Annotated in this window: 11 protein-coding genes; all 11 read right to left on the bottom strand. The window is 70.6% G+C overall.

Annotated features, from left to right (window positions below):
- Positions 1-53 precede the first annotated feature (53 nt).
- The 11 genes from pgi to uvrC all read right to left on the bottom strand — a co-directional run bounded on the left by pgi (position 54) and on the right by uvrC (position 14,288).
- On the bottom strand, positions 54-1,709 hold the full coding sequence (gene pgi / locus ACFWTC_RS02425) for a glucose-6-phosphate isomerase (RefSeq protein WP_384025330.1): 1,656 nt from the start codon (positions 1,707-1,709) through the stop codon (positions 54-56).
- A gap of 175 nt (positions 1,710-1,884) precedes the next feature.
- Positions 1,885-2,220 carry an RNA polymerase-binding protein RbpA gene (locus ACFWTC_RS02430; protein WP_007263454.1) on the bottom strand — a complete coding sequence of 112 codons (336 nt, stop codon included), beginning with the start codon at positions 2,218-2,220 and terminating at the stop codon, positions 1,885-1,887.
- Between the two features lie 180 nt (positions 2,221-2,400).
- Positions 2,401-2,634 carry a preprotein translocase subunit SecG gene (secG, locus tag ACFWTC_RS02435; protein WP_267722499.1) on the bottom strand — a complete coding sequence of 78 codons (234 nt, stop codon included), beginning with the start codon at positions 2,632-2,634 and terminating at the stop codon, positions 2,401-2,403.
- A 144-nt stretch (positions 2,635-2,778) separates the two neighbouring features.
- Positions 2,779-3,570 carry a triose-phosphate isomerase gene (tpiA, locus tag ACFWTC_RS02440; protein WP_383915165.1) on the bottom strand — a complete coding sequence of 264 codons (792 nt, stop codon included), beginning with the start codon at positions 3,568-3,570 and terminating at the stop codon, positions 2,779-2,781.
- Between the two features lie 6 nt (positions 3,571-3,576).
- On the bottom strand, positions 3,577-4,788 hold the full coding sequence (locus tag ACFWTC_RS02445) for a phosphoglycerate kinase (protein WP_383915166.1): 1,212 nt from the start codon (positions 4,786-4,788) through the stop codon (positions 3,577-3,579).
- 142 nt (positions 4,789-4,930) lie between these two features.
- Positions 4,931-5,935 carry a type I glyceraldehyde-3-phosphate dehydrogenase gene (gene gap / locus ACFWTC_RS02450; protein ID WP_384025333.1) on the bottom strand — a complete coding sequence of 335 codons (1,005 nt, stop codon included), beginning with the start codon at positions 5,933-5,935 and terminating at the stop codon, positions 4,931-4,933.
- A 234-nt stretch (positions 5,936-6,169) separates the two neighbouring features.
- Entirely contained in the window at positions 6,170-9,130 is a 2,961-nt protein-coding gene (locus ACFWTC_RS02455; RefSeq protein ID WP_384025336.1) for a M14 family zinc carboxypeptidase, read from the bottom strand.
- Positions 9,131-9,284: 154 nt separating this feature from the next.
- Positions 9,285-10,280, bottom strand: coding sequence for a DNA-binding protein WhiA (gene whiA / locus ACFWTC_RS02460; RefSeq protein WP_267722317.1), 996 nt, complete (start codon positions 10,278-10,280; stop codon positions 9,285-9,287).
- Entirely contained in the window at positions 10,271-11,326 is a 1,056-nt protein-coding gene (gene yvcK / locus ACFWTC_RS02465) for a uridine diphosphate-N-acetylglucosamine-binding protein YvcK (RefSeq protein ID WP_383915169.1), read from the bottom strand. The genes whiA and yvcK overlap by 10 nt, the downstream gene beginning before the upstream one ends.
- A complete protein-coding gene (gene rapZ / locus ACFWTC_RS02470) occupies positions 11,323-12,270 on the bottom strand; it encodes an RNase adapter RapZ (RefSeq protein ID WP_267722314.1) in 948 nt (315 codons plus the stop codon). The genes yvcK and rapZ overlap by 4 nt, the downstream gene beginning before the upstream one ends.
- Positions 12,267-14,288, bottom strand: a complete 2,022-nt coding sequence (gene uvrC, locus ACFWTC_RS02475) for an excinuclease ABC subunit UvrC (RefSeq protein WP_383915170.1) — start codon at positions 14,286-14,288, stop codon at positions 12,267-12,269. Before uvrC ends, rapZ begins: the two co-directional genes overlap by 4 nt.
- Positions 14,289-14,360: the final 72 nt, after the last annotated feature.

The raw sequence follows: 14,360 nt of genomic DNA on the forward strand, positions 1-14,360 counted from the left end.
CCTCGAAGGTGCGGGGCGCTCCGTCGTGCCCGGCCGGGTCGGCCGCGGCCGGCTCAGCCGCGGTCGCGCAGCTCCCGGTACCCGGCGACCAGGGCCCTGGTCGAGGAATCCATGCCCGGTACGTCCGCGCCCTCGGTCAGCACCGGCTCGATCCGCTTGGCGAGGACCTTGCCGAGCTCCACGCCCCACTGGTCGAAGGAGTCGATGTTCCAGACGGCTCCCTGGACGAACACCTTGTGCTCGTACAGCGCGATCAGCTGGCCCAGCACCGCCGGGGTCAGCTCCGCGGCCAGGATCGTGGTCGTCGGGTGGTTCCCCTGGAAGGTCTTGTGCGGGACCAGGGACTCCGGCACGCCCTCCGCCCGCACCTCGTCCGCCGTCTTGCCGAAGGCCAGCGCCTGCGTCTGCGCGAAGAAGTTCGCCATCAGCAGGTCGTGCTGGGCGGCGAACGACGGCTCCAGGTCGGACACGGGCCGTGCGAAGCCGATGAAGTCCGCGGGGATCATCCGCGTGCCCTGGTGGATGAGCTGGTAGTAGGCGTGCTGCCCGTTGGTGCCGGGCGTGCCCCACACCACCGGACCCGTCTGCCACTCCACGGGATTGCCGTCCCGGTCCACGGACTTGCCGTTGGACTCCATGTCCAGCTGCTGCAAGTACGCGGTGAAGCGCGAGAGGTAGTGGCTGTACGGGAGCACGGCGTGCGACTGGGCGTCGAAGAAGCCGATGTACCAGATGCCCAACAGGCCCAGCAGCAGCGGCGCGTTCTCCTCGGGCGGCGCCGTGCGGAAGTGCGTGTCCATGGCGGAGAAGCCGCCGAGCATCTCGCGGAAGGCGTCCGGGCCGATCGCGATCATCAGGGAGAGCCCGATGGCGGAGTCGAAGGAGTAGCGTCCGCCGACCCAGTCCCAGAACTCGAACATGTTGGCCGTGTCGATGCCGAACCCGGAGACCTTCTCCTCGTTCGTCGACAGCGCCACGAAGTGCCGCGCCACGGCCTCGTCGCCGGCTCCCAGCCCCGTGAGCAGCCAGTTCCGCGCCGAGGTGGCGTTGGTGATGGTCTCGATGGTGGTGAAGGTCTTCGACGCGATGATGAACAGCGTCTCGGCCGGGTCCAGGTCCCGCACGGCCTCGTGGAGGTCGGCGCCGTCCACGTTGGAGACGAAGCGCAGGGTCAGCGCCCGGTCGGTGAAGGCGCGCAGCGCCTCGTACGCCATCGCCGGACCGAGGTCGGAGCCGCCGATGCCGATGTTGACGACGTTCTTGATCCGCTTGCCGGTGGAGCCGGTCCACTCCCCCGACCTGATCCGGTCGGCGAAGGCGGCCATCTTGTCGAGGACGGCGTGCACGCCGGGGACCACGTTCTCGCCGTCCACCTCGACCACGGCGCCCTGCGGGGCGCGCAGGGCGGTGTGCAGGACCGCCCGGTCCTCGGTCGTGTTGATCTTGTCCCCGCGGAACATCGCCTCGCGCAGCCCGGCCACGCCCGTTGCCGCCGCGAGCTCGCGCAGCAGCGCGAGCGTCTCGTCCGTCACGAGGTGCTTCGAGTAGTCGACGCGCAGGTCACCGGCGCGCAGGGTGTAGCCGGAGCCGCGGCCGGGGTTCTCCTCGAACAGCTCTCGCAGATGCGTCTGCCCGAGCTCCTCCCGGTGCTTGCCGAGTGCCAGCCACTCCGGCGTCCGGGTGAGCTTCGTACGGCTGTCTGCATTCATCCTGGCCATCAACCCATTTCTCGCGTCCTGTCGTGCCCCGCCGATCTCCAACTTAAAGGATGACAAGCGGCAATGCCTGACAGGCACAGTCGGCGCGGGCGGACGCGAAGAGGCCCGGTGCGGCGGGAGTCTCCCCTGCCGCACCGGGCCTCTGTACACGCTTCTGACGGGCCGTTCAGATCTCGCCGCGGAGTTTGGCGAGTGCTTCGGCGAGGATCGCCTCGCCGTCGGCGTCCGTTCGCCGCTCCCGGACGTACGCCAGGTGCGTCTTGTACGGCTCGGTGCGCGGCGGCGCCGGCGGGTTGTCCCGGTCCTGGCCGGCCGGGAACCCGCAGCGCGGGCAGTCCCAGGTGTCCGGCACCTGCGCGTCGCTGGCGAAGCTCGGCTGCGTCTCGTGCCCGTTCGAGCACCAGAAGGAGATGCGCAGGCGGGGCGCGGACTCGCCGCGCTCGGCCTCACCCATCGGCCCCGCTCCGACCCGGCTACCACGGATCGCGTTGCCACTTGCCACGGTCGTAACTCCCTGCGTAATGGTGCCGCGGAGCGTGAGTGGAATTCCGCCGCGGGCGCCCAAGTCTACGTAAGGCCCAACGCACGTCCAGGGACCGGAGTTACTCATTCCAAGCGATGGACGCCAAACCTCATAGTAGGCCGGACGGCACCGACGGGACTGGCGGAATGGCCAGAACGGTCAGCTGGCGCTCGACTTCATGAGAAGTCCCAGCGCCATGATGCACGCGAACCACAGCAGACCGACGACCACGGTGATGCGGTCGAGGTTGCGCTCCGCTACGGAGGAACCGCCGACCGACGACTGCATGCCGCCGCCGAACATGTCGGAAAGGCCGCCGCCCTTGCCCTTGTGCATCAGCACGAGGAGCATCAGCAGGGCGCTGAAGACGATCAGGGCGATCGAGAACCCCATAATCACGGCTGATTCCTACTTTCTGGCTTTTCTGGCTTTCCGGGCTCCGCTGAGACGTGCGCGGGGGCCAGCGGCTGTTTGGTGCAGCCTCTGGCCCCCGCAAGGGTACGACGGATCCGTCCTACCGCATACTCACCGCAGTCGCTACGCGTCGCCGAAGCGGACGATCCCGACGAACTCGTCCACGTCCAGCGCGGCGCCGCCGATCAGGGCGCCGTCCACGTCGGGCTGGGCCATGATCGCGGCGATGTTGCCGGACTTGACCGAGCCGCCGTACTGGATGCGGACCTTGTCGGCGAGCTCCTGCGAGTACAGCTCCGCGAGGCGGCCGCGGAGGGCACCGCAGACCTCCTGGGCGTCCTCGGGGGTGGCGACCTCGCCGGTCCCGATCGCCCAGACGGGCTCGTACGCGATCACGATGGACTCGACCTGCTCGGCCGGGACGTCCTGGAGGCCGCCGTCGAGCTGGGCCAGCGTGTAAGGGACCTGCTGTCCGGCCTTGCGGACGTCCAGGCCCTCGCCGACGCACAGGATCGGGGTCAGCCCGTGGCGGTAGGCGGCCTTGACCTTGGCGTTGCAGGTCTCGTCGTCCTCGCCGTGGTACTGGCGGCGCTCGCTGTGGCCGACGGCCACGTACGTGCACTTCAGCTTCGAAAGCATCGAGCCGGAGATCTCGCCGGTGTAGGCGCCGGAGTCGTGCGCCGAGAGGTCCTGGGCGCCGTACTTGATCTTCAGCTTGTCGCCGTCGACCAGGGTCTGCACCGACCGGAGGTCGATGAAGGGCGGGAGGACCACGACCTCGACGGCGTCGAAGTCCTTGTCGGCGAGCGCGAAGGCGAGCTTCTGGACGTGGGCGATGGCCTCGAGGTGGTTGAGGTTCATCTTCCAGTTGCCCGCCATCAGCGGGGTGCGGCCGGCGGAAACGGGTGCAGTCATGCGGTGTCAGCCCTCCAGGGCGGCGAGGCCGGGGAGCGTCTTGCCCTCGAGGTATTCGAGGGAGGCGCCGCCACCGGTGGAAATGTGGCCGAAAGCATTCTCGTCGAAGCCGAGCGTGCGCACGGCCGCGGCCGAGTCTCCGCCGCCGACGACGGTGAAGGCGTTGCTGTCGACGAGGGCCTGCGCCACGGCCTTGGTGCCGTTGGCGTAGTCGGGGTGCTCGAAGACGCCCACGGGGCCGTTCCAGAAGACGGTCTCGGCATCGGCGATCTTCGACGCGTACAGCTCGCGCGTCCTGGGGCCGATGTCGAGGCCCTCCTTGTCGGCCGGGATCTTGTCCGCGTCCACGGTCTCGAAGTCCGCCGGGGTCTTGCCCTTGAGGTCGGGGAAGTCCGTGGAGACGAGCACGTCGACCGGGAGCACGAGCTCGACGCCCGTGGCCTTGGCGCGCTCCATGTACTCGGTGACCTTCTCCAGCTGGTCCTTCTGGAGCAGGGAGATGCCGACCTCGTGGCCCAGGGCCTTGAGGAAGGTGTAGGCCATGCCGCCGCCGATGAGGATGCGGTCGGCCTTGCCGAGCAGCTCGTCGATGACGGCGAGCTTGTCGGAGACCTTGGCGCCGCCGAGGACCACGACGTAGGGGCGCTTGACGTCGTCGGTCAGCTTCTTCAGGACGCCGACCTCGGTGGCGATGAGGTAGCCGGCCGCGTGCGGGAGGCGCGCGGGGAGGTCGAAGACCGAGGCGTGCTTGCGGTGGACGGCGCCGAAGCCGTCGCCGACGTACACGTCGGCGAGCTCCGCGAGCTGGTCCGCGAAGGCGCCGCGCTCGGCGTCGTCCTTCGAGGTCTCACCGGCGTTGAAGCGCAGGTTCTCGATGACGGCGACCTGGCCGTCGGCGAGGGCCAGGGCGGTCTCCTTGGCGGAGTCGCCGACGGTGTCGGTGGCGAACGCGACGTCCGTGCCGAGCAGTTCGCCCAGGCGCTTGGCGGCCGGGGCGAGCGAGAAGGCCGGGTCCGGGGCGCCCTTGGGGCGGCCCAGGTGCGAGGCCACGATGACGCGGGCGCCGGAGGCGGCGAGCTTCGCGATCGTGGGCTGGACGGCGCGGATACGGCCGTCGTCGGTGATGGTGCCCTCGGCCAGCGGGACGTTCAGGTCCGCGCGGACGAAGACCCGCTTGCCCTTGACGCCTTCGGCGAGCAGTTCGTCGATCGTCTTCATGTGTTTCTACTCCTTTGGAGCCCTTCACCCTAAGGGCGAGGAAGGGAGAACGAGGCAAGCAACAGGGCCCGTGCGGCGCTTCGTCGCGCTGCCCGGACCCTGTGCTCACATCGTGGTGCCTTGCCTTGGAACCGGGGCGACCTTAGAGCTGGCCACCGACGAAGACCGTAAGGTCCACGAGACGGTTGGAGTAGCCCCACTCGTTGTCGTACCAGCCGATGACCTTGACGCTCTTGCCCTGGACCATGGTCAGGGAGGAGTCGAAGGTGCAGGACGCCGGCCAGTTCACGATGTCGGAGGAGACGATCGCGTCCTCGGTGTAGTCGAGGATGCCCTTGAGCTGGCCCTCGGCCGCCTTCTGGAACGACGCGTTCACCTCGTCCCGGGTGACCTCGCGCTCCAGCTCGATGACGAGGTCGGTCACGGAACCGGTCGGGACCGGAACGCGCATCGCGATGCCGTCGAGCTTGCCGGCGAGCTCCGGGATCACCAGGGCGGTGGCCTTGGCGGCACCGGTGGTGGTCGGGATGATGTTCTCGGCGGCGGCGCGGGCGCGGCGCAGGTCCGAGTGCGGGAAGTCCAGGATGCGCTGGTCGTTCGTGTACGCGTGGACCGTCGTCATCATGCCCTTGACGATGCCGAAGTTCTCCAGGAGGACCTTGGCCATCGGCGCCACGCAGTTGGTGGTGCAGGAGGCGTTGGAGATGACGTGGTGGTTGGCCGCGTCGTACTTGTCCTGGTTGACGCCCATCACGATCGTGATGTCCTCGTCCTTGGCCGGAGCCGAGATGAGGACCTTCTTCGCGCCCGCGGCGATGTGCTTGGCGGCGTCGGCCTTCTTGGTGAAGATGCCGGTCGACTCGATGACGATGTCGGCGCCCAGCTCGCCCCAGGGGAGGTTCGCGGGGTCGCGCTCGGCGAAGGTCTTGAAGGTGTTGCCATCGACCGTGATGGTGTCTGCGGTGTGGGAGACCTCGGCCTTGAGGCGGCCCAGAATGGTGTCGTACTTGAGCAGGTGCACCAGGGTGGCGTTGTCCGTCAGGTCGTTGACACCGACGATCTCGATGTCCGCTCCCTGCTCCAGGAGCGCACGGAAGTAGTTGCGGCCAATTCGGCCAAAACCGTTGATGCCTACGCGGATCGTCACGAACCGATCTCCTCGTTGGTGCGCCGGTAAAGTCCGCCGGCGAGCTGTATGGGATGTCCCCGACCGCTTACGACCCTACCTCTCCGTGAGCTTTTGAGTGACATCGGCGTGGGCCTGATACTCCCCCTCCTTCCCGGGAGAGGCCCCGCGGGGGCCCCGTACCAGCCGTTCCGGCACGGGACCCCCGGACCCTTGGATCCGTCACTCAGAGTGAGGGTGGGACGGGGTTGCCTGTCAGTGCTTCAGTGTGCGTAGCGCCTTACCGACGAGTACGGCGCGGTCCGCCGCGGCCGGCAGGTGTTCCAGGCCGAAGCCGAGGAGAACCGTGTCACGCGTAGTCACCGCCGCGTAGGACCTGAACAGCTCTCCGGACCGGGACCAATCGCCCGGAACGTCGGGGCTTCCGGCAGGTGCCCCCTGGGCCGCCCAGACGCCGAGCGAGGTCTCGAAGCCCTCGACGGCGCGGTCCACGCCGCCGACGGACAGGCGGGCCTCGTCCGCGAAGACGCCGCGGCCGCCCGAGCCGGGGTCGGTGATGTAGGAGAGCGAGAGCTCGACGCTCTTGCCCGCGTACGCGCTCAGGTCGAAGGAGACCTGCTTCCAGCCGCCGGAGGACCCGGTGAAGCTGTTCCAGGCGCCGCCGGCGCCCTGCGGGGTGCAGCCCGCGGCGTCCAGCGTGAGGTAGCGGCGCAGGAACGGGTGGCCGTTCATGAAGAAGCCCGCCGCGCACTCCTCGGGCACGGCGGAGCTGCTCAGGCCGCCCGCGTCCGGCAGGGTCGTCCAGTCGTCCCCGCCGGAGGTGCGCGCCTCCAGGGCCGCGTGGTCGTAGCCCTCCTCGGTGTTCCAGTTCAGGGCGAGCTTCAGCTGCGGCTTGTCCGCGGCCAAGACGCCGGTGAGGTCGATCGTGCGGACCAGCCGCTTCCAGTCGTCGTCCGTGTGCAGGGCCGAGGCCATCCCGGTGCCGGCGTAGGGGGCGTACGGGTTCACGACCCCGGCGAACTGGCCTGCCTGCGCGCTCTTGAACTGCGGGAACTGCGCGGGCGCCAGGATTTCGGAGGTCACCGTGTAGGAGCCGGGGGCGTTCAGCGGGTTGCCCGCGGCGTCGCCGAGGCCTCCGCGGGCTCCGGCGAGGGAGGCCGCGCCGGTGAAGCCGGTGGCGCCGGAGGCGCTCGTACGGCCGTAGGCGCCGAGCCAGTACTGGCTGAAGTCGTTGGTCACGGCGCGCCCGACCTGGGCGTTCCCGCCGGCGAGCTCGCCGGCCTCGATCAGCTTGCCGCCCTCGTTGAGGAAGTCGCGGACCGCCAGCTGGGTGTCGCCGCCGGGCGTCTTGGCCCCGGTGTAGTGGACGGCCGTGCGGAAGTGGGAGAGCGTCCCGAGGTGGTGCGGCGCCCCCTGGGTCGCGACGTCCCAGACGGCGGCGGACCTGCCGTTGGCGCGCAGGGCGTCCACGTAGGTCTGGGAGTGCTGGGCCTTGGCACCCTCCTCGGCGATCACCAGCACGTCAGCGCGCGGCCGCTCGGCCACCGCGTACGTGAAGTGCTCGCTGGAGACCAGCCGGCCGGTGCGGTCGCGCCCGGTGAACCAGACCTCGACCTTGTCGCCGGGCCTGGTGCCGTCGACCTCGGCGCGGTACTCGTCGAACCAGTTGTTGTCCTCGCCGCCGTAGACGTCGCCGCCCTTCCAGGCCTTGAGGTCCTCGTCGTGCGTGCGGCCGCCGTTGACGCGGAAGTTGAGCTCCTTGTCGCGCAGCGACTTGCGGGCCGTGACGGCGACCGGCTGGTCCTCGCCGCGGGCGGCGTAGGAGGTGGCGAAGGGGTCGAGGGTGAAGTCCGGGGCGGTCAGGCCCATGGTGGAGGCGGGCCGGTCCGGGTGCGCCGCGCTCTCGCCGACCGAGAGGGCGAAGGGGACGTTCTTGGCGAACTCCGCCTGGATGAGCTTCTCGTCGTCCGGGAAGTTGAAGCCGGAGGCGCAGTCCTCTGGCTTCCACTGATCGTCCGGGTCGATCGCGGAGGCCGTCTGGCAGGTGGTCATCTCCGGCGTGAACATCATGATGCCGTTGGTGTTGGAGGCGTGTCCGTCGGCCTCGCCGTTGGTGGTGTAGAGCTCCGAGGACACCTGCGGGTGGTAGCCGGGGACGGCCGGGTTCTCCGGCGTTCCGGCGAGGGTCCTGTAGGCGACGTCGTCGGGGGTGGGGGTGGCGACCTGCCAGCCCACGCCGTAGAGCAGCAGCTCGGCGGCCGAGTGGTAGTTGATGGCGTACTCGAAGCCGATGCGCTTCTGGAACCGGTCGACGGCGACGGTCTCCGGCTCGGAGGAGGCCTTGGGCCCGCGGTAGGTCTCGCTCGCCTGGTTCGGCGAGGAGCCCTCGTTGTCGTAGCCCCACTTGTAGGCGAAGTTCCGGTTCAGGTCGACCCCGTCGCCCGCGGTGATCTTGCCGTCGGCGTTGTTGTCGCGGAGGTTCTTGCGCCACAGCCGCTCGCCGTCCGCGGCGAAGGTGTAGTCGTACCCGTCGGGGTTGGCCGAGAGCAGGAACCACAGCTCGCTGGAGTCGACCAGCTTGGTGACGCGCGGGTCCTTGCCGTAGGTGTCCAGCGTGTGGTGCATCAGCCGGCGGGTCATCTCCGGGGTGATCCACTCGCGGGCGTGCTGGTTGGACATGTAGAGCACGGACGGCTTGTCGCCGTCCCGGGTCTTCCTGGCGTTCTTGCTGACCTTCAGGGCGAGGATGTCCTTGCCCTGGACGGTCTTGCCGATGGAGACGACCTTGGTGAGCCCGGGGTGCTCCCGGGCGGTCCGCAGGATCTCCTCCTGGAGGCCGCCCTTGCCGCTGTACGGCCGGAACACGCCGTCCCCGGCTGCCTCTGCGCGGGCCAGGCCCGCGGCGGGGACCTTGCGCTCGGCGAGCCGGACCCCCTGCGCGGCGAGCTCCTTCGCCTGGCCGCCCGTGAGGAAGAGCTCTACCTTGGCGGTCCCGGTCTCCGGGGCACGCTCGGTGAGCTCGTGGGCGTCCTGGCCGGCGGCCAGGACGAGCGGTACCTGCTCACGGGTGATGTCGGCGTCGTAGACCCGCACCTCGTCGGCGCTTGACGGGGCGCCGGTCGCGGCCCGGTCCTGGGCTGCCGCGGGCAGCGCGGCCAGTGTGCTTGCGAAGACGAGTGCGCTTGCGGCGAGGATCGATCTCGCGCGGTGCCTCATGTGCCCCCCTGGGCGTCGTCTGCCACGAAAGCGTTCGGACGACAGGCTCACGACCAGCCCATGCACATGTCAATGGGGCCTGCCGAAAGGGGCCCCCACGATCACTCGTGCGGGCCCCTCGCGGTGTGCGTACGGCGACTGCGGCGGCGGCCGTTCAGCCGGCCATGTTGTCGGCCATCTCCTCGCTGAGGTCCAGGTTCGACTCGGTGCCCGGGATCCCCAGGTCCTGGGCCCGCTTGTCGGCCATGGCCAGCAGCCGGCGGATCCGGCCCGCGACCGCGTCCTTGGTCAGCGGCGGGTCGGCGAGCGCGCCCAGCTCCTCCAGGGAGGCCTGCTTGTGCTCCATGCGCAGCCGGCCGGCCGCGGCGAGGTGCTCGGGGACCTCCTCGGCGAGGATCTCCAGCGCCCGCTGCACACGGGCTCCGGCGGCCACCGCGGCGCGCGCCGAGCGGCGCAGGTTGGCGTCGTCGAAGTTGGCGAGGCGGTTGGCGGTGGCGCGCACCTCGCGCCGCATCCGCCGCTCCTCCCAGGCCAGTACCGACTCGTGCGCGCCGAGCCGGGTGAGCAGGGCGCCGATCGCGTCGCCGTCGCGGACCACGACCCGGTCCACGCCCCGCACCTCGCGCGCCTTGGCGGCGATGGAGAGCCGGCGGGCGGCGCCCACCAGGGCCAGGGCTGCCTCCGGGCCGGGGCAGGTGACCTCCAGGGAGGAGGACCGGCCCGGCTCGGTGAGCGAGCCGTGGGCCAGGAAGGCGCCGCGCCAGGCCGCCTCCGCGTCACAGGTGGCCCCGGACACCACCTGGGGCGGAAGGCCCCGGATGGGGCGTCCGCGGCCGTCGACGAGGCCCGTCTGGCGGGCCAGCTGGTCCCCGCCGGCCACGACCCGGACCACATACCGGCTGCCGCGGCGCAGGCCGCCGGGGGCCATGACGACCAGGTCCGAGGAGTGGCCGAAGATCTCCAGGATGTCCTTGCGCAGTCTTCGCGCGGCGATGCCCGTGTCGAGCTCCGCCTCGATGACGATGCGGCCGCTCACCAGGTGCAACCCGCCCGCGAACCGGAGAATCGCCGAGACCTCGGCCTTCCTGCAGCAGGTCCGGGTCACGGGCAGGCGAGAGATCTCGTCCTTCACCGCGGGCGTCATCGCCATGGGCCGATCCTTCCATGCATCCGAAAAATACGGTCGTACGCGGCGGCCAGCAGCTCCGGATCGTGCTTCGGAGAGCCGTCCTGCCTGGCCACGGGAGCCAGCTCGACCGCGGCGCCGAAGCGTTTCGCGGCATCGGAGAGGGACTCGCGGTCGGGTACGGCGGCCTCGTCGGCCAGCACCACGTCCAGGGCGAGTTTAGGGGCGTGTCGGGCCAAAACCTCCAAATGACGCTGCGGAGAGAAGCCCTCTGTTTCACCGGGCTGCGGCGCGAGGTTCAGCGACAGGACCCGCCGGGCCTTCGTCTCGACCAGCGCGTCGAGCAGTTCCGGCACCAGCAGGTGCGGGATCACGGAGGAGAACCAGGAGCCGGGCCCGAGCACCACCCAGTCGGCGTCCAGCACCGCGGCCACGGCCTCCGGCACGGCCGGCGGGTCGCTCGGCACCACCTGGACGGAGAGCACCTCGCCAGGGGTCAGGGCCACCGTGGCCTGCCCCCGTACGGTGTCGACGTCCTCGGGGCGGTCCGGGTCGTGGCCCTTGACCAGGGCCTGGAGCTCCAGCGGCACCGCCGACATGGGCAGCACCCGGCCCTGCGCCCCGAGGAGCCGGCCGACCAGGTCGAGGGCCTGGACGGGGTCGCCGAGCTGCTCCCACAGGGCGACGATCAGCAGGTTGCCGACGGCGTGCCCGTGCAGGTCTCCCTCGGACTGGAAGCGGTGCTGGATGACGCGGGCCCAGGTCTGGCCCCAGTCGTCGTCGCCGCACAGCGCGGCCAGCGCCTTGCGCAGGTCGCCGGGCGGCAGCACGCCGAGCTCCTCCCGGAGCCGGCCGCTGGAGCCGCCGTCGTCGGCGACGGTGACCACGGCGGTGAGGTCACCGGTGATGCGGCGCAGAGCGGCGAGCGAGGCCGACAGGCCCTGGCCGCCGCCGAGGGCGACCACCTTCGGAGCGGCGCCGCGCCGGTGGCCGGAGCGGCCCGCGCCGTCCTCGCCCCGTCCCGGGGTGAGGCGGCGCAGGCGGCTCAGCCGGGGGGTCCGTGGGGTCACTCGCGCCCCATGTCCCGGTGGACTACGACGGTCTCGACTCCCTCGGAGGCGAGGCGGGCGGCGAGCTTCTCGGACATGGCCACGCTGCGGTGCTTGCCGCCCGTGCACCCGACCGCGATGGTCACGTACCGCTTGCCCTCGCGGCGGTAGCCGGTGGCGATGAGCTGGAGCAGCTCGGTGTAACGGTCGAGGAACTCCTTTGCGCCGGGCTGGCTGAAGACGTACCCCGACACCTCCTCGTTGAGCCCGGTGAAGGGGCGCAGCTCCGGCACCCAGTGCGGGTTGGGGATGAAGCGGCAGTCGACGACGAGGTCGGCGTCGACGGGGAGGCCGTACTTGTAGCCGAAGGACATGACGGTCGCCCGCAGCTCGGGCTCCTCATCGCCGGCGAACTGGGCGTCCATCTTGGCGCGCAGCTCGTGCACGTTCAGGCTGGAGGTGTCGATCACCAGGTCGGCGTCGCCGCGCAGCTCGCGCAGCAGGTCGCGCTCGGCGGCGATGCCGTCGGTGATGCGGCCGTCGCCCTGGAGGGGGTGCGGGCGGCGCACCGACTCGAAGCGGCGGACCAGCGCGTCGTCGGACGACTCCAGGAAGACGATGCGCCGGGTGACGCCCTTGCTGTCGAGGTCGGCGAGGGACTCGCGCAGGGCGTCGAAGAACTGGCGGCCGCGGACGTCGACGACGACGGCGATGCGCGCCACGTTGCCCTGGGAGCGGGCGCCGAGCTCCACCATGGTGGGGATCAGCGCCGGCGGGAGGTTGTCGACGACGAACCAGCCGAGGTCCTCCAGACACTTGGCCGCCGTACTGCGGCCGGCCCCGGACATGCCGGAGATGATCACCAGCTCGGGGATGGCCGCCTCGGCGGTATCTCCGGGCTCCACTGTCGTGCCCGTACTCACCTGTGCTCCGTCTCGGTCGTGCGTGGTCTCGTGCTCGGTCATTGCTCGGTCCCCCGTTCGGACGATGCTCCCGCGGGCGCGGGGGTCTCATCCTCAATGATCTCTCCTGTGGCCGTGTTGACCGCAGGACCGGCGGGCACCGCTCCGGCGAGGGCCGCGGCCACGGTCTCGGCCGTCTTGCGGCCTATGCCCGGGACCTCGCAGATCTGGTCGATTGTCGCCTGTCTCAGCTTCTTCACCGAACCGAAGTGTTTGACCAGGGCCTGCTTGCGGCTCTCGCCGAGGCCGGGCACCTCGTCCAGCGGTCCGGACGTGAAGCGCTTGCCGCGCTTGTTGCGCTGGTACTGGATGGCGAAGCGGTGGGCCTCGTCGCGAATCCGCTGGAGCAGGTACAGGCCCTCGCTGGTGCGGGGAAGCACGACCGGGTCGTCCTCGCCCGGCAGCCAGACCTCCTCCAGCCGCTTGGCCAGGCCGCACACGGCGACGTCGTCGATCCCGAGCTCCTCCAGGGCCCGCTTGGCGGCGGCCACCTGCGGCTGGCCGCCGTCGACCACGACGAGCTGGGGCGGGTAGGCGAAGCGCTTGGGCCGCCCGTCGTCCTCCGCCCCGGCCGCTGCGCCCGCGTCGGCGGCGTCCTCGGGGGACCACTCGCCCGTCTTGAGCTTCTCCTGGAGGTAGCGGCGGAAGCGGCGCGAGACCACCTCGTGCATGGAGCGGACGTCGTCCTGCCCCTCGAACGTCTTGATCTGGAAGCGGCGGTACTCGCCCTTGCGCGCCAGGCCGTCCTCGAAGACGACCATGGAGGCCACCACGTCGTCGCCCTGCAGGTGGGAGATGTCGAAGCACTCGATGCGCAGCGGGGCGCCGTCCAGGTCCAGGGCCTCGGCGATCTCCTCCAGGGCCCGGGAGCGGGTGGTGAGGTCGCTGGCGCGCTTGGTCTTGTGGAGGGCGAGGGACTGCTGGGCGTTGCGGTGGACGGTCTCCATCAGGGCCTTCTTGTCTCCGCGCTGCGGGATGCGCAGGCTGACGTTCGAGCCGCGGCGCTCGGCGAGCCACTGGCTCAGGGCCGGCGTGTCCTCGGGGAGCGCCGGGACCAGCACCTCCTTGGGCACGGCCTCGCCCTTCTCCTCCCCGTACAGCTGCTGGAGGGCGTGCTCGACGAGTCCGGCGGTGTCGACGGCCTCGACCTTGTCGGTGACCCAGCCGCGCTGGCCGCGGACCCGGCCTCCGCGTACGTGGAAGATCTGCACGGCGGCTTCGAGCTCGTCCTCGGCGACCGCGACGAGGTCGGCGTCGGTGGCGTCGGCGAGCACGACGGCGTTCTTCTCCATGGCGCGGCGCAGCGCGCCCATGTCGTCGCGCAGCCGGGCGGCCTTCTCGTACTCCATCTCCTCGGCGGCCTCGTGCATCTGCCGTTCGAGGCGGGAGAGGTAGGTGCCGGTGCGGCCGGCCATGAAGTCGCAGAAGTCGTCGGCCAGTTCGCGGTGCTCCTCGGGGGTGACCCGGCCGACGCAGGGCGCGGAGCACTTGCCGATGTAGCCGAGGAGGCAGGGGCGGCCGATCTGCGCGGAGCGCTTGAAGACCCCGGCGGAGCAGGTGCGGACGGGGAAGACCCGCAGCATCAGGTCGACGGTCTCGCGGATGGCCCAGGCGTGCCCGTACGGCCCGAAGTAGCGCACGCCCTTCTTCTTGGGGCCGCGCATGACCTGGACCCGCGGGTACTCCTCGTTGAGGGTGACGGCGAGGGAGGGGTAGCTCTTGTCGTCGCGGTACTTGACGTTGAACCGGGGGTCGTACTCCTTGATCCAGGAGTACTCCAGCTGGAGCGCCTCGACCTCGGTGGAGACGACGGTCCACTCGACGGAGGCGGCCGTGGTCACCATGGTGGCGGTGCGGGGGTGCAGGTTGGCGACGTCCTGGAAGTAGCTGCCCAGCCGCTGACGCAGGTTCTTGGCCTTCCCGACGTAGATCACCCGGCGGTGCTCGTCGCGGAATCGGTAGACCCCCGGGGAGTCGGGGATCTGTCCCGGCTTGGGGCGGTAGCTGGAAGGGTCGGCCATGCCGCCCACCCTACTTGCGCCCGCCGACAACGGTCCGTACGCCCGGCCCCCCGGCGGGGGCCGCAGGCGTTC

The organism is Streptomyces sp. NPDC058619 (genome assembly GCF_042717785.1).
Lineage (GTDB): Bacteria > Actinomycetota > Actinomycetes > Streptomycetales > Streptomycetaceae > Streptomyces.

What these genes read in the sequence shown, in the direction of transcription:
- pgi (WP_384025330.1), bottom strand. Translation starts at nt 1,709, where the DNA reads ATGAATGCAGACAGCCGTACGAAGCTCACCCGGACGCCGGAGTGGCTG.
- secG (WP_267722499.1), bottom strand. Translation starts at nt 2,634, where the DNA reads ATGGGGTTCTCGATCGCCCTGATCGTCTTCAGCGCCCTGCTGATGCTC.
- tpiA (WP_383915165.1), bottom strand. Translation starts at nt 3,570, where the DNA reads ATGACTGCACCCGTTTCCGCCGGCCGCACCCCGCTGATGGCGGGCAAC.
- ACFWTC_RS02445 (WP_383915166.1), bottom strand. Translation starts at nt 4,788, where the DNA reads ATGAAGACGATCGACGAACTGCTCGCCGAAGGCGTCAAGGGCAAGCGG.
- ACFWTC_RS02455 (WP_384025336.1), bottom strand. Translation starts at nt 9,130, where the DNA reads ATGAGGCACCGCGCGAGATCGATCCTCGCCGCAAGCGCACTCGTCTTC.
- whiA (WP_267722317.1), bottom strand. Translation starts at nt 10,280, where the DNA reads ATGGCGATGACGCCCGCGGTGAAGGACGAGATCTCTCGCCTGCCCGTG.
- rapZ (WP_267722314.1), bottom strand. Translation starts at nt 12,270, where the DNA reads ATGACCGAGCACGAGACCACGCACGACCGAGACGGAGCACAGGTGAGT.
- uvrC (WP_383915170.1), bottom strand. Translation starts at nt 14,288, where the DNA reads ATGGCCGACCCTTCCAGCTACCGCCCCAAGCCGGGACAGATCCCCGAC.